18 protein-coding genes are annotated in these 18,329 nt (G+C 72.7%); 10 read left to right on the plus strand and 8 right to left on the minus strand.

Going from position 1 to position 18,329, the window contains the following annotated elements:
* Positions 1-27: 27 nt before the first annotated feature.
* From WMF29_RS40415 to folK, 5 genes are all read left to right on the plus strand, one after another.
* Positions 28-714 (plus strand): sigma-70 family RNA polymerase sigma factor, encoded by a 687-nt coding sequence (locus tag WMF29_RS40415; protein ID WP_437325416.1) that lies wholly within the window; start codon positions 28-30, stop codon positions 712-714.
* Entirely contained in the window at positions 711-1,586 is an 876-nt protein-coding gene (locus WMF29_RS40420; RefSeq protein WP_437325417.1) for an anti-sigma factor family protein, read from the plus strand. The genes WMF29_RS40415 and WMF29_RS40420 overlap by 4 nt, the downstream gene beginning before the upstream one ends.
* Before the next feature lie 82 nt (positions 1,587-1,668).
* Positions 1,669-2,625 carry a glutathione synthase gene (gene gshB / locus WMF29_RS40425; protein ID WP_437325418.1) on the plus strand — a complete coding sequence of 319 codons (957 nt, stop codon included), beginning with the start codon at positions 1,669-1,671 and terminating at the stop codon, positions 2,623-2,625.
* Between the two features lie 55 nt (positions 2,626-2,680).
* Positions 2,681-3,046, plus strand: coding sequence for a hypothetical protein (locus tag WMF29_RS40430; protein ID WP_272102459.1), 366 nt, complete (start codon positions 2,681-2,683; stop codon positions 3,044-3,046).
* A gap of 145 nt (positions 3,047-3,191) precedes the next feature.
* Positions 3,192-3,689, plus strand: a complete 498-nt coding sequence (gene folK / locus WMF29_RS40435; protein ID WP_437325419.1) for a 2-amino-4-hydroxy-6-hydroxymethyldihydropteridine diphosphokinase — start codon at positions 3,192-3,194, stop codon at positions 3,687-3,689.
* A 76-nt stretch (positions 3,690-3,765) separates the two neighbouring features.
* On the opposite strand, the gene WMF29_RS40440 is transcribed toward folK, so the two are convergent.
* The 3 genes from WMF29_RS40440 to WMF29_RS40450 are packed head-to-tail and all read right to left on the minus strand — an operon-like array spanning position 3,766 to position 6,249.
* Positions 3,766-4,377 (minus strand): hypothetical protein, encoded by a 612-nt coding sequence (locus WMF29_RS40440; RefSeq protein ID WP_437325420.1) that lies wholly within the window; start codon positions 4,375-4,377, stop codon positions 3,766-3,768.
* A gap of 4 nt (positions 4,378-4,381) precedes the next feature.
* Positions 4,382-5,158: a 3'-5' exonuclease gene (locus tag WMF29_RS40445; RefSeq protein ID WP_272102456.1), complete on the minus strand. Its 777-nt coding sequence runs from the start codon at positions 5,156-5,158 to the stop codon at positions 4,382-4,384.
* Positions 5,155-6,249, minus strand: coding sequence for a DsbA family protein (locus WMF29_RS40450; protein WP_437325421.1), 1,095 nt, complete (start codon positions 6,247-6,249; stop codon positions 5,155-5,157). Before WMF29_RS40450 ends, WMF29_RS40445 begins: the two co-directional genes overlap by 4 nt.
* Before the next feature lie 59 nt (positions 6,250-6,308).
* On the opposite strand from WMF29_RS40450, the gene WMF29_RS40455 reads away from it, so the two are divergent.
* Positions 6,309-7,103, plus strand: a complete 795-nt coding sequence (locus WMF29_RS40455; RefSeq protein WP_437325422.1) for a response regulator transcription factor — start codon at positions 6,309-6,311, stop codon at positions 7,101-7,103.
* Between the two features lie 99 nt (positions 7,104-7,202).
* Here the strand turns inward: WMF29_RS40455 and WMF29_RS40460 are convergent, their stop codons facing one another.
* The gene (locus WMF29_RS40460) at positions 7,203-8,573 is read right to left on the minus strand and encodes an OmpP1/FadL family transporter (RefSeq protein WP_437325423.1); all 1,371 of its coding nucleotides are present in this window, start codon (positions 8,571-8,573) and stop codon (positions 7,203-7,205) included.
* Positions 8,574-8,708: 135 nt separating this feature from the next.
* Between WMF29_RS40460 and WMF29_RS40465 the strand changes: the two genes are divergently transcribed.
* Complete coding sequence (locus WMF29_RS40465; RefSeq protein WP_437325424.1) at positions 8,709-9,404, plus strand: hypothetical protein; 696 nt, start codon at positions 8,709-8,711, stop codon at positions 9,402-9,404.
* Positions 9,405-9,417: 13 nt separating this feature from the next.
* Here WMF29_RS40465 and WMF29_RS40470 read toward each other — a convergent pair whose 3' ends face one another.
* The 4 genes from WMF29_RS40470 to WMF29_RS40485 form a co-directional block, all read right to left on the minus strand.
* A complete protein-coding gene (locus tag WMF29_RS40470; protein WP_437325425.1) occupies positions 9,418-10,614 on the minus strand; it encodes a metallophosphoesterase in 1,197 nt (398 codons plus the stop codon).
* A gap of 99 nt (positions 10,615-10,713) precedes the next feature.
* Positions 10,714-11,586: a hypothetical protein gene (locus tag WMF29_RS40475; RefSeq protein WP_437325426.1), complete on the minus strand. Its 873-nt coding sequence runs from the start codon at positions 11,584-11,586 to the stop codon at positions 10,714-10,716.
* Between the two features lie 304 nt (positions 11,587-11,890).
* Positions 11,891-13,999, minus strand: coding sequence for a hypothetical protein (locus tag WMF29_RS40480; protein ID WP_437325427.1), 2,109 nt, complete (start codon positions 13,997-13,999; stop codon positions 11,891-11,893).
* A gap of 70 nt (positions 14,000-14,069) precedes the next feature.
* The gene (locus WMF29_RS40485; RefSeq protein ID WP_437325428.1) at positions 14,070-16,091 is read right to left on the minus strand and encodes a SpoIVB peptidase S55 domain-containing protein; all 2,022 of its coding nucleotides are present in this window, start codon (positions 16,089-16,091) and stop codon (positions 14,070-14,072) included.
* Positions 16,092-16,220: 129 nt separating this feature from the next.
* Between WMF29_RS40485 and WMF29_RS40490 the strand changes: the two genes are divergently transcribed.
* Genes WMF29_RS40490 through WMF29_RS40500 form a run of 3 tightly spaced genes read left to right on the plus strand, consistent with a single transcriptional unit; the run spans position 16,221 to position 18,251 of the window.
* Positions 16,221-16,463: a hypothetical protein gene (locus WMF29_RS40490; protein WP_012240189.1), complete on the plus strand. Its 243-nt coding sequence runs from the start codon at positions 16,221-16,223 to the stop codon at positions 16,461-16,463.
* A 10-nt stretch (positions 16,464-16,473) separates the two neighbouring features.
* Positions 16,474-17,469, plus strand: coding sequence for an aldo/keto reductase (locus WMF29_RS40495; RefSeq protein WP_437325429.1), 996 nt, complete (start codon positions 16,474-16,476; stop codon positions 17,467-17,469).
* Entirely contained in the window at positions 17,466-18,251 is a 786-nt protein-coding gene (locus tag WMF29_RS40500; protein WP_437325430.1) for a phytanoyl-CoA dioxygenase family protein, read from the plus strand. Before WMF29_RS40495 ends, WMF29_RS40500 begins: the two co-directional genes overlap by 4 nt.
* The last annotated feature ends 78 nt before the right edge of the window (positions 18,252-18,329 follow it).

Consider the following 18,329-nt stretch of genomic DNA (forward strand, 5'->3'; position numbering starts at 1 on the left):
CGCTCCTCTGTTCCCCCAGGCGAGCCCATGCCGTTCTTCTTCAGCAAGAAACCTGCGTCCGTAGCGCAGGACCTGTCGTTGGCCAGCGCCGACGGTGGCCGCGCCGACGCCTTCGAGATCGAGCTGCTGGGTCATCTGGACACGCTCTATGGCGTGAGCTGCCGGATGACGAAGAGCTCGACGGAGGCGGAGGATCTGGTCCAGGACACCATCGTCAAGGCGATGCGCGCCCGGGGTCAGTTCGAGCCGGGCACCAACCTCAAGGCCTGGCTGCTTCGGATCCTGACGAACACGTTCATCAACCGGTACCGTCGCGGGGGCCTCGAGCGAGGCATCTTCGACGGCCCCGACGCCGAGCCGCTCACCGATGCGTGGGTCGGCGCGACGACGATGCGCGCGATGCGCGATCCGGAGACCCAGGCGCTCACGCCGCTCGTGGAGGCGGAGGTGCAGCGCGCCCTCGACGCGCTGCCCGAGGAGTTCCGGCTGGCCGTGGTGCTGTCGGACATCGAGGAGCTCTCCTACAAGGAGATCGCCGAGGCGATGGGCTGCCCGATCGGGACGGTGATGTCGCGCCTGCACAGGGGCCGCAAGCTCCTCCAGAAGACGCTGCGCGAGCACGCGGTCCTGATGGGCATCGTCAGCGAAGAGGCGGCGAAGGACGCGCCCGCCGACCTGGACGCGTACCGCAAGCGGAAGCGGGGTGCCGCATGAGCGCTGCGAAATCGATCGAGAGCTGTTCGCGGTTCGACTACGCGCTGTCCGCCTACGTCGACGGCGAGCTGGATCCGGATCACGCCGTCGATCTCGAGTCCCACCTCGTCCAGTGCCCTCCGTGCTTCGAGCAGGTGAGGCTCTTGCGCTCGCTGCGGACGAGCCTGAAGCGGGCGCGGCCGTCGGGGTGCCCGGACGCGCTGCGGGCGCGCGTCGCCGCGGCGGTGGCGCACGAGCAGGCGCGCGGGGCGGCGCGCGACGCGGCGCAGTCGGTCGAGGCGAGGCCGCGCCTCGTGCACAAGGGGTACGCGATCGCGCTGGCCGCGGCGGCGGGCGTCGTCTTCATCGTGGGCGTGGCGCGGCGGCCGGACGCGCCGGCGGACGCCGCGAAGGCGAGCCCCTCGAGGGCGGCGGTCGATCTCGCGGGCGCGGAGAGCGTCGAGGTCCTGCTCGACGATCTCGTCACCCAGCACGCGCAGCCGCTGCCGCCGGAGACGACCAACCCGGAGGACCTGCCGCGCTTCGATCCGTTCGTCGGCGTCCCGGTCCGCAGGCCGCAGTTCCAGTCGATTCCGGCGAACTTCATGGGCGCCCGCGTGCACACGATGCGCGATCGGCGCGCCGCGCTGCTCCAGTTCGTGGTGCGGGGCAACCACCGCGTGACGGTCTACCTGTTCAACTCGCGCGCGGTCCCGGTGCAGAAGGCGCAGCCGATCCTGCAGCCTCGCGTCGTGCGCGAGCGCCCCGTCTACGTGGGCAACATCAACGGCTACTCGGTCGCCGCCGCCGAGCGCAGCGGCGTCGGCTACGCGCTCGCCTCGGATCTCGGCGACGACCTCAGCACGCAGCTCGTCCTCGCTGCGATGCAGTGAGCGTCCCCGCCCCGCTCCGTGGCGGGGTGCAGTCCTCCCCCTTCCTCGATCACCCCGACCAACCCCTACCGCGAGAGACCGCATGCGCTTCGTCTTCGTCATGGATCCGCTGAGCCGCGTGACGCACGACAAGGACACGTCGTTCGCCTTCATCCGAGCGGCGCAGGCGCGCGGCCACGAGAGCTACCACTGCTTGCCGCGCGACCTCTCGATCGAGGGCGGCGAGGCGCACGCCTCGGCCTCGCCGCTGCACATCGGCGACGCGCCCCCGTTCATCTCGCTCGCGGCGGGCCCCGAGCGGCTCCGGCTCGCGGACGTGGACGCCATCTTCATCCGCAAGGACCCGCCGTTCGATCGCAGCTACCTGTACGCGACGCTGATCCTGGAGCGCGCGCGGCGCTGCCCGCTCATCGTGAACGACCCCCGCGGGCTGCGCGACGCCAACGAGAAGCTCTACGCGCTGAACTTCCCCGAGTGGACGCCGAGGACGCTGGTGACCGCCGACCGCGAGCAGATCCACGCGTTCGTGCGCGCCCTCGGCGGCGCGGCGGTGATCAAGCCGCTCGACGGCGCGGGCGGCCTCGGCGTGCTGCAGATCAGCGAGCGCGACAAGAACGCGCGCGCCATCGCGGACATGATGACGAACGAGGGGCACCGCCTCGCGATGGTCCAGGAGTACCTGCCCGCCGTCGTCCACGGCGACAAGCGCGTCCTCTTGCTCGACGGCGAGCCGCTCGGCGCCATCCTCCGGGTGCCCCGCGACGACGATCACCGCTCGAACATCCACGTCGGCGGGCGCGTCGTCTCGACGGAGCTCTCGCCGCGCGAGCTCGATCTCGTCCGCGCTGTCGCGCCTCGCCTCCGCGCCGACGGCCTCTTCTTCGTGGGCCTCGACGTCATCGGCGAGCGCCTGACCGAGGTGAACGTCACGAGCCCGACGGGGATCCAGGAGCTCGGGCGCTTCACCGGCGCGGATCCGGCGGCGAGGGTGATCGCCTGGGCCGAGGAGCGGGCGCGCGGCCGGTCCGCGCGCGCGTGAGCCACCTGGCTCCGGAAAGTTGGCCCGGAGCGCCCGCCTCTGCGAAGGCTCCCCCATGGGCGAGTCATTCGAGCGGTGTGCCGTCTGCAGCGACGGCGAGCAGGGCGATCGGGAGGGCGGCGCGCCCGGGGATCCTCGCGCGAGGACGCGGATGGCGCGCGTGGTCATCCAGGGGCGCTCGCTGAGCCTGTGCCGGACGCACGCGGCGACCGTGGCCGCCGCCATGCCGGAGACGTTCGAGGAGATGCGCGCGCTGTTCGTGGGACTCCAGCGCAGCGCGCAGCCGGCGCAGCGCGATCCGTCCGTCGAGCGCCGCTCCCCGATCGCGCGCCGCAGCCCCGAGGATCGGCGCGTCTTCCCCCCGCGGCCGGAAGGCCGGCGGATCGGTGGAGGACGCCGCGCCTCGGATCCGGGCGAGTGATCGCGACGGCGCCCTCCTGGCGCGCGCCGGAGCCCACCGCGCGCGCGCCGGAGCCCACCTCGCGCCGCTCTCCGGAGCGATGCCCGCGCTCCGCGCGGAGCGCCGCGGGCCGCCGGATGCGCGCGGCGCATGGTAAGTTCTCGCCATGAGGCCCCGCCGGCGCGTCGTCATCGGGATCGGGTCGAGCCTGGGCGATCGCCTGGCGACCCTCCGCGCCGCCATCGCGGCGCTCGGCGCTGATCCCGATCTCGACGTCGTCCGCGAGTCGTCGCGCTACGAGTCGCCGCCCGCAGGCGGCCCTCCGCAAGGCGACTACGTGAACGCCGCGGTGCTCATCGCCACGTCGCTGCCCGCGCGCCAGATCCTCGAGCGCACCCTCGCCGTGGAGCGCTCGCTCGGGCGGACGCGCCCCGATCCCGTGCGATGGGGGCCGCGCACGATCGATCTGGACCTGCTCTGGATCGAGGGCGAGGCCGTCGCGGAGCCGGATCTCGAGGTGCCTCACCCGCGCCTCTGCGGCCGTGTGTTCGCGCTCAGGCCGCTGCTCGACGTCGCCCCCGACGCGCGCGACCCTCGCACGGCCGTCGCCTACGCCGCGCTGCCCGAGGCGAACGCGCCGATTCGCAAGCTCGATCCGAGCTGATCTGCGCCGCAGCGACGCGCGGGCGTGGCGCTCAGTCCGAGCTGATCTGCGCCGCAGCGACGCGCGGGCGCGGCGCTCAGCGCGAGCGCGGCGGGCCGGAAGCGGCGCGGGATCGGAGGCCGGCGCTGCCGCCGGCGTACGACGCCGCGCTGCCGATCGTGACCACCACGACCAGCAGCAGCGCCCACCCCAGCGCGCCCGCCGGCGCGCCCTCGGCGAGGGCGAGCGCCCAGGCGAGCGCCGCGACGACGGCGCCGCTCGCGGCGGCCTCGCGCCGCCCGGCGCGCCCGCCGAACCGCCCCACGAGGTAGCCGCCGGCGACCCCGGCGAGCGCGAACGCGATCACGTTGAGCCCCACCATCGCGAGCCGCACCGAGCCCTCTGCCCCGGCGTCCCCCGTCCGCTCGATCATCTTGCGCAGCAGCGTGTTGACGAGGCCCGCGAGCGGCAGCCACGCGATGAAGATCGCCACCGTCCCGAGCGCGATCCAGTGCCACGGCGGCCGGTCCTCGCCCTCGTCGTCGCCGCTGCTCTGCAGCACGGGGAGCTTGCGCTTCTCCGGCGCTGCCGCGCCGCCGCCGGAGGGCGCCGCGCCGCCGCCGGAGGGCGCCGCGCCGCCGCCGGAGGGCGTCGCGCCTGCCGCGCCGCTGCCGACGACCGGGAGGCGTCGCTTCGGCGCGTCCCCCATGACGTCAGCTGGGCTTCGAGGTCGGGGGCGGCGCGGCGGCAGGAGCCTTCCGCCAGAACTTCCGCGCTTCGTCCTGCTGGCGGACCAGCCGCCGCTGCTCCTGGATCAGGCCGCCGTAAGCGCGAGGCACCCGCGGATCCTTCGCGAGCGCGTACAGGACCTGGAGCGCCGCCTCGGCGTCGTCCGTCGCGCGGTGCGCCTTCTCGAGCGAGATGCCGAGCCGCGCGGCCATGTCGCCGAGGGCGCGGCTCTCCTCGTTCTTGTAGAGCTCGCGGGCGAACGTGAGCGGATCGACCCAGTCGACCTCGCGCCGCATGGCGGGCGGCGGCTCTTGCGGACGCATGCCCACGCGCTCGAGCTCGGCGAGCAGGAACGAGCGGTCGAAGGTGGCGTTGTACGCGGCGGGGATCGCCCCCTTGAAGCAGGCGAGGATCTCCTCCGCCACCTCGGCGAACGACGGCTTGCCCTCGACGTCCGCGTCCTTGATCCCGTGGATGGCGGTGCTCTCCGCGGGGATGGGCCGCCCCGGGTGGATGAGCCAGTTGTAACGCGTCAGGATCTCCCCGGCGCGGCCGATGACGATGCCGAGCTCGATGATCCTGTCACCCGCCGGATCGCGCCCCGTGGTCTCGACGTCGACGAAGGCGATGGGCTGCTCGATCCAGGCGCTGCCCGCGTCGATCTCCGACGCGACGCCGACGGCGCGCACCTTGAGGAGGTGCGCGATCCCAGGATAGTGCCGGCCCGTCGGGAAGCAGCCGCACGGGTCGGCGACCTTCACGGCGTCCTCGGCTTGGCGGGCTGAGCGGGCTGGACGGGTGCAGCCGAGGTCGCGGGGCGCGCCGCGCCGCCCGCCGGCGTGCTGGTGCCGGCGGCGGGCGTCGCGCTGGCAGCAGGGGTCGCGCTGGCCGCGGGGATCGCGCTGCCGGAGGGCGGCGCGTCGCCTGCCTTCGGGGGCGCAGGCCGCGGCGTCTTGCCGAGGAGCTCCAGATCGAGCTTGACCCACGCCTCGAGATCCTCGCCGGGGTTCGTGAGGAGCTGGAGGTTGACCTCGCGGCCGTTGATGAAGATGAGGGGCGTCCCCTCGAGCCCGACCCCGTCGGCCTGCAGCTTGTCCTTGTCGATGCGCCCCTTGGTGTCGGTCGAGACGAGATCGGCGCGGAACTTCACCATGTCGAGCTTGAGCCGCTGCGCGTAACGCTCGAGGTCGGCCTGCTCGAGCTTGTCCTGGTTCTCGAAGAGGAGGTGGTGCATCTCCCAGAACTTGCCCTGGTTGAGCGCGGCGGTCGCCGCGCGCGCGGCGGGCTCGCCGTGGACGTGCGCCGAGAGCGGGTAGAACTTGAAGACGAGGCGCACCTGCCCGTCGAAGCGCTTCACGAGCCCCTCGAGCAGCGGCGCCATGAGCCTGCAGAACGGGCACTCGAAGTCGGCCCACTCGACGATCGTGATCGGCGCGTCGGGCGGCCCCATCTCCGGCGAGCCGTCGGTGGCGAGCGTCTTCACCTTGTTCGCGTCGAAGCGCATGTGGAACGCGTCCTCGCGCTCCTTCTTCGACCGGCCGTCCTTGACCTGATCGAGCAGGAGCTGCGCGGCGGGGAGGCACGCCTTGCACGCGCGCTGCTCCTTCACGCACTGCGCGATGCTCACGGGCGTGTCCGGGCAAGGGGAGAGGAGCTCGGAGACCTGTGCCCCCCACTCCCGGCGCTCGCGGGGTGTCAGCGAGGAGGTGTCCACGCCCGGCAGCGAGACCGTGACCTCCGGGCTCGCGGCCGGCTTGGGCTCGTTCGAGCTCGGGTTCCCAGGACAGCCCGTGGCGCCGATCGCGAGCAACGGCAACGCGAGGAGCGGCGGCATCCAGCGCAGGAATGACATCGCGGCGCGAGCTTAGTCGGACCCCTTGCGAGATGCTAGCGCGGGTGTAGCGTCAAGAGGTGCGGAGCGTCCTCTACCGCTTCCCGGATCTGCAGCAGTTCGAGCAAATCGTGTGCGATCCGGAGGAGCGTGACCTCGAGCTCGGGCTGCCCGCGGGGGAGGCCGTGGCCGACGGCGAGTGGGTGCTCGCCATCTTCGAGCTGGGCGAAAACCGCCGCGCGACGTCGGCCGCGGCGTGCGCGTCGGTCTCACCGGAGGGGGCGCGGCTCACGTTCGAGCCGCGCGACTGGCATCGCCTGGCCCACTTCGCGCGGACGGAGGCGCCCCGCCCCGGATCCGTGCCCGACACCGACGCCGCGGCGCTCCTCCGCGCCGCGGACGGAGCCGGCGCCGCGCCGGCCGGCGTCCAGGGCGCCGGCCCGGCGGGCCGGGCGCCGCCGCCCCCTGCGCCGCCTCGGCTGAAAGGCAAGGGCTCACGGGTCCTCGTTGTCGACGACGACCCCCACATCCGCGAGCTCCTGTCGGCGATGCTCGAGGCGGTCGAGCTCACCGTCGTCGCCGTCGCCAGCGCGGAAGAGGCGCTGGCGCGGGTCCGCGGCTCGCCGTTTCACCTCGTCGTCCTCGACTGGAACCTCCCGAAGATGACCGGCATCGACCTGTGCCGGACGCTGCGGCAGGAGCCCGGGCTCCGCGATCTTCCGGTCCTCTTCCTGACGGCGCACGCCTCTTCGCAGGACATGGTCGAGGCCTTCGCCAGCGGCGCCGACGACTACATGGTGAAGCCCTTCCGCGCCCCCGAGCTGGGGGCTCGCATCTTCAGCCTGCTCCGCCGGACGCGGCGCTTCACCTCCTGAGGCCCCTCGCCGCGGCGCAGCGGCTCCGCCGCGACGCGGGCTCGCGCTCGGTCACCGCACGCAGATTCCGCGCGCAGATTCCGCACGCAGATTCCGCGCTCAGAAGGCGACATCGACGTTGAGGTTGAGCACGCCGATGTTCTGCGTGTAGTGCCCGCCGGAGTCGGGAGCCCTCGAGTTGGGGTGCAGGCCCGCGGTGATGCTGTCCCCCGTGGTGTCGCGGTCGACGTAGAACAGCTGGGTATACGACGCGGCGAGGTGCAGCTGCTCCGCGACATGGAAGCGCCCGCCCAGGGAGAACGAGACGTCGTGGAAATCGACGCCCGATGGATCCAGGGTCTCGTCAGGAACTGCGTTGGAGTCGTACCCGAGGCCGCCGAAGAACTCGATCGCGGGCCGTGGCCAGTGGCTCCAGCCCACGCGCACGCCGAACGTGTCGTTCCAGCGGCGGGCGATGTTCTGGACCACGCGGGCCCCCTCTCCGGCGAAGCCGTCGCTGTCGATCGCGCACGCCGCGCCGACCTGGGTGAGGCACTGGTTTTCCATCGAGCTCCACCGCGTCCAGTCGCCGAAGAGCCGGACCTCGAAGCGCTCCGCCGGGACGAAGCGGGCGCCGAGCCGCACGATGTCCGGCAGGCCCTCGTGCAGCTCCACGTCGCTCGGGGAGCCCGACACGCCGCTGAAGCGGTTGGTGAGCGTGCCCTCGAGCGACTCTCCCCCCGTGACGTTCGGCCGCGACTGGTACGACGCGCCGATCCAGAGCTGCTCCGGCACCGCCTCGACCAGCGCGCCGACGCCGAAGCTCGCGTGGAAGCCGCTCACCTCGAGCAGCGAGCGCCCCTCGGTCGCAAGGAGGTTGTCGCCGGAGGCGTTGCGGGCGCGCACGGTGTTCACCTGGGTCCGAATCAGGTTGCCCGAGACGCCGAGGCTGAGGCGGAGCGACGGGATCTTGTAGGCGGCGGCGAGGGTGAAGAACATCGCCTGGAGCGAAGACTCGATGGAGTGCCAGCGCTGAACCCCGTCCACCGGCCCGGCGAGCTCGCGATTGCCCTCGAACGCCGCGTTCGTGTCCCAGGACGCGGCGCCGCCGAAGGGCACATAGACGCCGGCGCCCAGCGCCAGGTCGCCGAGTTTGGCCGACGCGCCGAGCATCGGCGCGGCAGCCACGTTGAACAGGGTCGCCTTCCCCGTGTTCGCCTGCGGCACCGTCACGTCATCGGTCGCCGCCGCCGCGTGCGTGTAGGACGCGGAGCGCAGCGCGATGGTTCCGTCCAGGAACAGGTGAATCCCCTCGCTCTCGGCGAGGCCTGCGGGGTTGTAGTAGACCGCGGTCGGATTGCTCGTGATCGGGTTGCCGTGCTCGCCGCCAAACCGCGCGGTCGCGAACCCACCGGCGAGCGCGGATCCGGTCCAGGCGAGACCGCCGAGGAGGCCGACGGAGATCGCGAAACAGGTGCGGTTGATGGACATATCCGGTGTTCTCGATTCTGAGGGCGGAGGAATGCGGCGCCTGCGGCGGACCCTGCATGGTAGGGTTGCAACTCCTGCCACGTCGGGGAATGTTCTACCCGCTCAAGTCAAATGTCACCTTTCGAACGGTGTCAAATGCTTTTCTCCCGCACCATCCGGACAACGCTCGCCTCAGCTGCCCTCACCTCCACCGCGCTCCTCATCGGCTGCGCCGACCCGGAAGGCAGATACGATGACTTCGAAGCTCGCGATACAACGATCCGCGAAGACCAGAGCAGCGGCGGCGAGGGTGGTGGTGGTGGCGGCGACGGAAATGGCGGCGCTGGTGGCGGAGCGGACAACTGCCTGCCGGAGGCGGGCGCGGTCGACGGCGATTTCCTCTTCAGCCTCTCGGCCTATCTCAACCCGCGGGCCCCTATCCTCTTCGTGGCCAGCCTGACCACCGAGGCCAGCGACGGCGGCCTGAGCTTCTCGCTCACCTTCCAGCCGCTCACGGCCGCCGATCGCAGGACGCCCACGGGCGAGCCGTTCGATGTGGGTCCCTTCGAGCTGACCGCCGATGGGAAGTTCACCGCGCAGCTGCCCACGCTCATCGTGCCGGGCGACGCCAACCCCATCTCCGGCAGCGAGCTCGAGGCCACCATCACGCTCACCGGCTCCCTCTGCGCGCCCGCCGACTTCATCTGTGGCGTTGTCACCGGCAGCGCGGCGAGGCCGATCCCCCTGAATCTCAAGGGCTCTACCTTCGCCATGGAGCGAATCGCCGATCCGAGCAGCTACCCGGCGCCGGTCATCAACTGCAAGAGAGACCCGGCGAGCCCGCTCCCGTGAGCGCCCGGTCGGGTCACGCCGCGGCCTCCGCCGCGGCGGCGCCTTCGAGCTCGATCAGCGAGATCTCGGACGGCGCGCCGACGCGCATCGGCGGCCCCCAGTAGCCCGTGCCGCGGCTCACGTAGATCTGGCTGTCGCCGTGCGAGGACAGCCCGGCCACGTAGGGCTGGTCGAGCCGCACGAAGAAGTTCCACGGGAAGATCTGACCACCGTGGGTGTGGCCGCTGAGCTGCAGGCCCACGCCCCGCTCCGCGGCCTCCAGGATCTGCTTGGGCTGGTGCGCGAGCAGCACGAGCTCCCGGGAAGGGTCCCGCCCCGCGAGCGCGCGCGCGAGGTCGGGGCCATGGCCGCGGCCCATGCCGCGGGAGCTCCAGTCGTCGACGCCGGCCAGGTCGAAGCCGTGCTCGCCGTCGCCGATCGAGACGCGCTCGTTGCGCAGCACCGTCACGCCGAGCCGGCGGAGCTCCGCGATCCACGCCTCGGCGCCGGAGTAGTACTCGTGGTTGCCCGTCACGAAGAAGACCCCGTGCTTGGCGCGCAGATCGGCGAGCGGCGCTGTGTGCTCGCGGAGCTCTTCCACGGAGCCGTCGACGAGATCGCCCGTGATCGCGACGAGATCCGGCTCGAGCGCGTTCACGCGCGCGACGACGCGCTCGAGCCACGCCCGGCCGATCGTCGGGCCGATGTGGAGGTCGGTCAGCTGAACCACGCGAAAGCCCGACATCGCCGCGGGGAGGCGGCGGAGGCGGACGCGCACCGGGCGGACGGCGACCTCGCCGAGGGCGCTCGCGGCGCCGGCGACGCCGAAGCCCATGGCGAGCGCTCCGGCCGCGCCCGCGAGGGCGCGCGAGAGGAAGGTGCGGCGCTCGCCGTCGAGCGGCTGGTTCAGGATCGCGGTGAGGCCGTGGGCGCCGAGGCGGACGAGCTCGGAGGTGAGCAGGAGGAAGAAGAGCAGGACGGCGAGCCCGACCCACGTGTAGACGACGCCGGCCACGACGCCGGCGATGTGCCGGGGCAGCGCGCGGGTGAGCAGGAGGCCGAGGGGCACCAGCGACGCGAGCACCACCAGGGCCACGCTGCCGACGCGGTGCCAGAGCGGGCCGAGCTCGGGCGCGCGGATCAGGCGCTGCCAGAGGTAGTAGTGGACGCCCGCCACGATGGCGCTGAAGACGGCGATGAAGATGACGAAGGAGAGGAGCGGCCGCTGCACGCGTCCAGCATGACCACGGCGGCGCGCGCCCGCCGCTCCGATCCGCGCGGGAGCCGGGCTCTACAACATTTCTTAACGGAGCGACGCGGCGGACGACGGCTACGACGTGCTGACACACACGCCGAACCCGGCGGGGTAGATCGCGCTGCCGCCCTGGCACTTGGCGCCTGCGCCGCAGTCCTGCGCCCTGCTGTCGATCCGGCAGAGCTGCTTGCACTGGTTCGTCAGCATCGAGCACACGAAGCCGGGCGCGCACGGGCAATGCTCGCCGGTCCGCCCCTCGCCGGGGACCACGCAGCTCGTCGTCCCATCCTCGCGGACGATCGTGCAGGTGAGGCCCGTCGGGCACACGCTGTCGTTCAAGAGCTCGCAGTTCATCGCGGGAACACAGACCGGGATCGGGACCGGAGCGCTCGCCTCGACGACCGACTCGGCCATCGGTCGCTCGTCGCAGTACGTCCCGGCCGCGCAGCTCTCGACGTGACCGCAGCAGTACTGCCGGCACACGCCGCCCTCGCCGTCGGCAGCCACGCACCCCAGGCCAGCCGCACAATCGGCGCCGCTGTGACAGGGGCCGCCTGCCTCGAAGCGGCCCGCCGGACGGCAGCTCGGGATCGCATCGCCGTCGTCGAGCACGAGCTGACAGTGCAGCGTCTGCGCGGCAGGGAGCCCCGTCCCCGTCCCGGTCCCCGCGTCGCCATCCGACGAGCACTCGGTCGGCTCGCCGCCTGGGGTGCAGCCATCGCCGCACAGGTAAGCGAAGCGGGTGTAGGGATCCTGCGCCTCCGGAGCCGCCGGGATGTTGACGTCCTCGCTCACGACGCCGCCGCCGCTGCCGCTGCTGGTACCGCTGGCGCTGCCGCTCGCAGGCGGAGGGCTGGCGCCCGATTGGGTCGACTCGCTGTCGCCCCCCCCACCCGTGAACAGCCCGCTGCCGTCGTCGTACCCACCCGCCGCATCGAAGTCGCCCATCGAGCACGCGGAGAGCGCGAAAACCCAGGTCGCAACGAGGCCAGAAAGCAGCCGGGCGTGGTGTGAGCTCATTCCAGGACTACCAGAAAAGCACAAGCGGAATGAGCGTATCATGTCGCCTCCTGCATTCACAGAATGTGCCCATTCGGTGTGTCGTCGCCAGGGCGCCGAGCGCAACCTGGGTGGGGGCGCCACCCTGCGCGCCGCGGACACGGATGCGCCTCGCCTGCGGGCGCCCCTGGCGCAAGCATGACGCCCGTGTCGCGCCGAGCGCCGGGCCTCGCGCGACGGTGTGTGACGGCGCCTACCGCGCCTCGATGTCGCGGGTGACCACGTTGCCCGCGCTGTCATAGGCGCGAACCGCGATCAGGTGCGCGCCAGGCGGCACGATCGCGCCGAGATCCGCTTCGAACGGCTCGACGGCCTCGTCGAAGACGCCGTCGCTCGGGAAGATGGGCCGCCACTCCTCCAGGCCCGCGATCGAGACCTCGATGCGCGCGACAGGACCGAGGCCGTCCGCGACCTCGCCCGTGAGCCGGCGCCCCTGCAGCGCGAGCGCCCGGAACAGCGGCGGCGTGTTGTCGACAAGGACGGTGCCCGACTCGAGGCTGTGGCGCAGCGTGCGCTCGGGCGGGTTCGCCAGCTCGTCGCTCGCCTCGACGAGGATGCGGTACTCGCCTTCGGGAAACGCGGTCGTGTCCCATACGTGCTCGGCGCGCGTCACCTTCTCGCCCGGCTTCAGCAGGCTGCGCCAGGTCGACTGCCCCTCCATCCGGTAGGAGAGGCGGTAGCGGAGGTCGTCCTGGTCTGGATTGTCGACCTTCCATGTCAGCTGGAGCGCGCTCACGGGCTTCGGCGCCTCCCCGCCCGAGGGCGGGAGGCTCGAGCGAGAGGGCTTGGTCTGCCCCTTCGGCGCGGCCTCGATCGACGTGACCACGGCGCGCGCGTTGTCGGTGACGAACGAGAGCTTCACCTCGCGGAGCACCGCGCCCGGATCGCGGCGCCAGCGCGCGCGGATCTGCGCGAAGCGCGCCGGCGGGCTCTTCGCGTCGCCCGGCGCGGCGAGCGCTGTGGACCACGGGCTCCAGGTGCCGTCCGGCGCGTCGGTGTTTCCGCTCCGGGTCTCGAGCTCCAGCGCGCCGTCGGAGCGCCACGCCAGGCGCCCGAACGTGGCCCGCAGCCCGGCGTCGAGCACCTTGCTCGTCCACACCGCGTCCGGGCCGCCGACGCCCTTCACCTCGTGGAAGACCGCGGGGTCGGTGGTCGCGACGAACCTGCGCTTCCCGGCCATCATGAAGGCGCCGACCTGGCGCTCGTCGGTGTCGGCGACGAGCCGCGCGACGTGGTTGTCGCTCACGGTGTAGAGCTGGCCTTCCGCGCCCGTCCCGACGTACGGCGCCAGGTCGTCGCCGAGGCCGAGCGAGACGTAGTGGGTGTCGTCGTCGCTCATCATCTTCTCGGCGACGCCGCTCCGATCGAAGCGCATGAGCACGCCCTTGCCGGGCTTCTGCGCTCGCGCCGGCTGCGGCGACGGCGGCCCGCTCCGGTTGCGCTTCGGCGGGGCGAACGCCTCGGCGTACTTGTTGGCGATCGCGTAGATCGCGCCGCCCTTCGCGCCCGGCGCGACGGCGATGGCCTTCACGTCGTCGGCGTCGAAGTCGTAGAGCACGGTCGCGCGCCCGGGCGCCGTGAGCTTGTAGAGGAGCGCCTTGCCGTTCGAGCCGGCGTAGACGGCGCCGTCGTCCCCGACGGCGACGCTCATGAGGTGCGGCTCGTCGCTGTCGAAGTACACCTGGGCCTTGCCCGCGGCGTCGACGCGGAAGAGCTTCCCGCCGGAGCCGGTCGCCGCGTAGAGCGCCTTCGCCCTGGGATCGTACGCGAGGCCCCACACGTCTTCGGTGTCGGGGAGCTCGGCGAACACCTTCGCCGGGCCGCCGTTGCCCGCGCCGCGCGGCAGGCGGAAGAGCTTGCCCTCGGGGAAGGTCCCCGCGATGACGTCGCCATCGAACGCCAGCGCGAGCGCGCTGACCGCCATCTGCCCGGTCGTGGCCACGAGCGCGACCCGGCCGCCCGAGACGCTGTAGATCTTGCCCTCGTTGCCCGTGCCGAGCAGCACCGTCCCGTCCGGCAGCACCACGGAGCTCCAGATGGACGTCGCGTCCGGCAGCGGCGTCGCGCCGAGCGTCAGCCCGGCGCGCACGGCGCCGTTCGAGTCCACGCTGACGCCGGTGAGATCCCCGCCCTTCAGGTCCTCGAGCGATCGGAGCTCGAAGCTGCGCGTGCCCACCGCGTGGGCCGGCAGCGCCACGAGCCCCGCGGCGGCGACGGCGGCGGCGAGGAGCCTGCGCGGAGAGGGGATGGTGCGGCGAGGGTGAGGCGATCGGGGATGGGCAGAAGAGCGCTCTGTGCTCATGGGTCGCAAGATGGAGGGGGTCAGGGAGAGGGGGGGCCAGGGAAGAGAGGGAGGCGGGAAACCGGCGGGCTCAGCGGAGGATAGGCCGGACCGTGACGCTCACGGAGTCTTTCCCGACCAGGAAGCGCTTGAGGGACACCGGCACCTGCACCTGCGCGCCGAAGGTCTCGGGCGCGTCGGAAGCGGAGCTCGGGCGCAGCGTGTCCATCGCGCCCGGGGGGAGCCGCGACGCGACCTTGCCGCGGTACGCCGCGCCGTTCTCCCGGAGCCGGAACGTCGCGACGACGCTCTCCGCGTCGTGGGTCTGGTTCGGCAGCATCGCCACGAGCTCGGCGACGTTGTTCGGGGTCGCCATCGGGCGCTCCACCTCGTAGCCGGGCGCGAGATCGATGTCCACCTGGCTGCCGGCGAGCTCGCGCGGCACCGGCACCTCGATGACGCGCGACTCGATGGGGCCCTGGTGAGGCTGGAGATCCAGGCGGATCCGCGCGGGCGCGCCCGCCTCGATCTCCGGCTCGAGCACCTTCGCGCCGCGCAGCAGGACGACCTCGCGGTCGAAGGTGACCTTCACGCGGGTGTCGACGCGCTCGATCGAGACGTCCTCCCAGGGGTTGTTGAGCAGCGCGCCCATCGCCCGGACGAGCCGGCTGCGGACGAAATCGTCGCTGCTGAGCGGGGTGCCGTTGCCGGCGCCGAAGTCGACGAGCGAGATGGTGCCGTAGCGCCCGATCTTCACCTGGCTCACCGCGCGCCAGGTCATGTCCCGCCGCTCGGCCGTCGTCGCCTCGACGGCGTTGCCGACGGCCATCGAGACGAAGGCGGGCGCGAGGAACTGATCGTGCGCGACCTCGACATTCCACGTCGGGTGCGGCGCGCCCTCCACGCCGTCGATCTGGACGCGCATCGGGAAGACCGGCGCCTTCGCCGAGCTGTCGACGACGATCGCGGCCTGCCGATCGTTCACCAGCGTGCCCAGGGGCCGCACCGCCTCGCCGATCTTGAAGCTCCGGTTCTGGCTCGCGAGGATCCAGTGGACGCGCGCGATCGCGGCGGGGAGGTTCGTGACGCCGCCGTTCATCATCGGGTGGCCGAACGCGACAAGCTTGTCGCCCGACACGCGCGTGACCGTGCCGATGCCCATCGCGGAGATGTCGCCGCGCACGAGCTCGACGCCGATGGCCCCCCCGTCGACGTACTTGGTCGGCGCGCCCGGCTCCGGGTTCGCGGACGAGCCGCCGCCGGCCTGCATCGGATCGAGCCCCATGGGGCCGAGCAGATCGCTCGCGATGCGCAGCGACGTCCCGCCGAGCCCGCCGAGCATCACCGGCGTCGAGGCGCGCGCGAGGCCCGTCGACTCGGGCGGGGCGAGCGACGACGCGACGCGCGCGGCGATCTGGCCGGCGTGGCCGGCGAGATCGTAGGCGTCGACGGCCCCCAAAAAGCCGTGGCTCCCGTGCAGGCGGGCCGGCGCGGCGGCGCGCGGCGGCGGCGTCGCACCACCGGCGCGGCTCACCGGGGCGGGCAGCGGGCCGCCGACCTTCGGGGCGATCCCGCGCGGGAGCGGGCGCGCGAGCTCGTCGAGCATCGACTTGATCGGGGTGACGCCGGCGATCGCCTCCGCGCCGAAGAGCCAGCCGTACGCGTAGGCGCCGATCATCTTGCCGTTCAGGTAGATCGGGCTGCCGCTCATCCCCGCCACGGTGCGAGCGACCTCGAGGCGCGGGTGCTGCGTCTTGATGAGGATGAGATCCTGGTTCGGCCGGAAGTTGCGGAGCGTCGAGATGACCTCGACGTCGAACTTCTCGGGCGTGGTGCCGGAGAACACGGTCAGGCCGTATCCCTTCATCCCCGGCTTCACCTCGGAGATCGGCAACGTGTCGGGCGGGGCGGAGATCGCCTGAGCCGCGCCCACGCCGACGGCGACGCTGCACGCCGCGCCGGCGAGCAGGCTCAGGGGGATGAGGCGGCCGTCGCGGTCGACGAGGGCGCGGGCGGCGCCGGCGATCGCCCTCGCGCCGCGGGTCGCGAGCGGGGCGGCGCGCGCGGTGAGGAAGGAATCAGGACGAAAACACGGCATGTTGCGCAGAGGCACGGCCCAAGCTTAGCCCGGATTTGGTAGCGCGACAGAGCGGGGGCCAGAGGCGCGCCGGGAGGTCGCCGCGCCACCCGGGGTCGCCGTTTTCCAGAGGCGGGGCGCGCCGGCGACGCTAGGCTTCGCCCCGTGAAGGATATCGCGGCGACCGCGACGCTCGTCCTTTCGTTCGCCGCCTGGGTGACCACCCACGTCGCGCTGGCCGCGCGGCTCGCGCTCCGGAGCCAGCCGCGCTGGCGCGGGCTCGTCGCGCTGGTGGTGCCGCCGCTCGCGCCGATGTACGGCTTCCGGCTGGGGTGGCGGCGGACGAGCACCCTGTGGCTCGTATGGCTCATCGTGTACGTGCTCGCGCTCCTCGTCGCGCGGGCGTGAGGAGCGGGGCGTGGCGCCTGACGTGAAGGCTGACGACGTGAGCGCGGGAATGACGGCGAAGCGGCGCCCGGGCGCGCCGCCCGCGATCCTCGTCGGCACGATGAACTTCGGCGGCCGCACGCCGCCCGAGGAGGCCGAGCGCATCACCCTGCGCGCGCTCGATCGAGGGATCACCGCGTTCGACACGGCCAACCTCTACCAGGACGGCGCGTCCGAGCGGATCCTCGGCCGGGCGCTCCGGGGCCGCCGGGCCGAGGCGCAGATCGCCACCAAGGTCGGCCTGCGCCGCCTCCGGGGCAGGCCCGAGGGGCTCGGGCGCGAGCGCGTGATCCGCGCCGTCGAGGAGAGCCTCGCGCGCCTCGGCACCGACCACGTCGACGTCTGCTATCTCCACGCGCCGGACCCGGAGACGCCCATCGAGGAGACGCTGGCGGCGATCGACGCCCTGCTCGAGCAGGGGAAGATCCTGCAGTACGGGGTCAGCAACTTCGCGTCGTGGCAGATCCTCGAGATCATCGCGCGCCGCGACGCCGTCGGGAGGCCGCGCCCCGCCGTCTCTCAGGTGCTCTACAACGCGCTGATCCGCCAGCTCGACGTCGAGTACGCCGCCTTCGCGCGGCGGTACGCGCTGGCCACCGCGGTGTACAACCCGCTCGCCGGCGGGCTCTTGACGGGGCGGCACGCCGGGCCGGAGGCGACGCAGGCGGGCTCGCGCTTCGAGGGCAACGGCCTCTACCAGCGCCGGTACTGGAGCAGGCGCATGTTCGAGCTCGCGGCCGGCTACGCCGCGATCGCGGCGGACGAGGGGACGAGCCTGATCTCGCTGTCGTACGCCTGGCTCGCGGGGCGGGACGTCGTCGACTCCATCCTGGTCGGCCCGGTCCGGGCAGAGCACCTCGACGCGGCGGCCGACGCCGTCGCGCGCCCGCTCTCGAAGGAGGCGGCGCGGCGCATGGACGCGCTCTACCGCGATCACCTGGGCACCGACGCGAGCTACGCGCGATGATCGATCTCCTGCTGCCCGAGGCCAGGGATCTCGATCTCGCGGGCCCCCTGGCCGACTACGCCGCCCGCGGCCACGCCCGCCTCGGGCGCGTGATGACCGACGCGGGGCTCGCGGCGCTGCGCGCGCGCTCGGATGACCTGATGCTCGGGCGCGTCACGTACCCCGGGCTCTTCTTCCAGCACGACGCCGCGTCGGGCCGCTACGAGGATCTGCCGTACGGCAAGGGCTACCAGGGGCCGAGCACGTCGTACCGGAAGCTCGAGAAGCTCGAGAAGGACCCGCTGTTCCTCGCCTGGATCGAGAACCCGCTCTTCGAGAGGATCGCGCGCGCGCTCATCGAGGGAGAGGTCTCCATCTACCGGGCCGTGCTCTTCAACAAGGCCGCGTCGGGGGGCACGCCGCTGCCCTGGCACCAGGACGGCGGCAGCTACTGGGGGCTGGATCGCGACCCCGAGCTGCAGATCTGGACCGCGCTCGACGACGCCCCCACAGCCGGCGGTTGCGTGGAGGTGCTGGAAGGCAGCCACATCGACGGGCTCGCGACGCCGCTCGGCGGCGTCGTTCCGAGCGACCGCGTGCGCGCGGCCGACGCGGACGCCCGCAAGATCGCGCTGCCGGCGCGCGCGGGCGAGGCCCTGCTGATCCACAACTACCTCTGGCACTGCTCCGCCGTGAACCGGAGCGGCCAGCCGCGCCGGGCCTTCACGGTCTGCTACATGAGCAGGGCGACCCGATGCCTCCGGAAGAAGAAGGCCCCACGCACGTTCACGCCGGTGTTCTGAGCTCCCCCGGGCAGGCGGCCCCGGCGCGGTCGGCGGCCCCTCGCTCGCCAGCCCTCCCTCCTCCGCCGGCTTCCCCGG

The organism is Sorangium sp. So ce381, from assembly GCF_051473845.1.
Taxonomy (GTDB): Bacteria; Myxococcota_A; Polyangia; order Polyangiales; family Polyangiaceae; genus Sorangium; species Sorangium atrum.

Coding starts and splice junctions, on each gene's coding strand:
- WMF29_RS40415 (WP_437325416.1), top strand. CDS start 28: ATGCCGTTCTTCTTCAGCAAGAAACCTGCGTCCGTAGCGCAGGACCTG.
- WMF29_RS40420 (WP_437325417.1), top strand. CDS start 711: ATGAGCGCTGCGAAATCGATCGAGAGCTGTTCGCGGTTCGACTACGCG.
- gshB (WP_437325418.1), top strand. CDS start 1,669: ATGCGCTTCGTCTTCGTCATGGATCCGCTGAGCCGCGTGACGCACGAC.
- WMF29_RS40430 (WP_272102459.1), top strand. CDS start 2,681: ATGGGCGAGTCATTCGAGCGGTGTGCCGTCTGCAGCGACGGCGAGCAG.
- folK (WP_437325419.1), top strand. CDS start 3,192: ATGAGGCCCCGCCGGCGCGTCGTCATCGGGATCGGGTCGAGCCTGGGC.
- WMF29_RS40440 (WP_437325420.1), bottom strand. CDS start 4,377: ATGGGGGACGCGCCGAAGCGACGCCTCCCGGTCGTCGGCAGCGGCGCG.
- WMF29_RS40450 (WP_437325421.1), bottom strand. CDS start 6,249: ATGTCATTCCTGCGCTGGATGCCGCCGCTCCTCGCGTTGCCGTTGCTC.
- WMF29_RS40460 (WP_437325423.1), bottom strand. CDS start 8,573: ATGTCCATCAACCGCACCTGTTTCGCGATCTCCGTCGGCCTCCTCGGC.
- WMF29_RS40465 (WP_437325424.1), top strand. CDS start 8,709: ATGCTTTTCTCCCGCACCATCCGGACAACGCTCGCCTCAGCTGCCCTC.
- WMF29_RS40475 (WP_437325426.1), bottom strand. CDS start 11,586: ATGGGCGACTTCGATGCGGCGGGTGGGTACGACGACGGCAGCGGGCTG.
- WMF29_RS40480 (WP_437325427.1), bottom strand. CDS start 13,999: ATGAGCACAGAGCGCTCTTCTGCCCATCCCCGATCGCCTCACCCTCGC.
- WMF29_RS40500 (WP_437325430.1), top strand. CDS start 17,466: ATGATCGATCTCCTGCTGCCCGAGGCCAGGGATCTCGATCTCGCGGGC.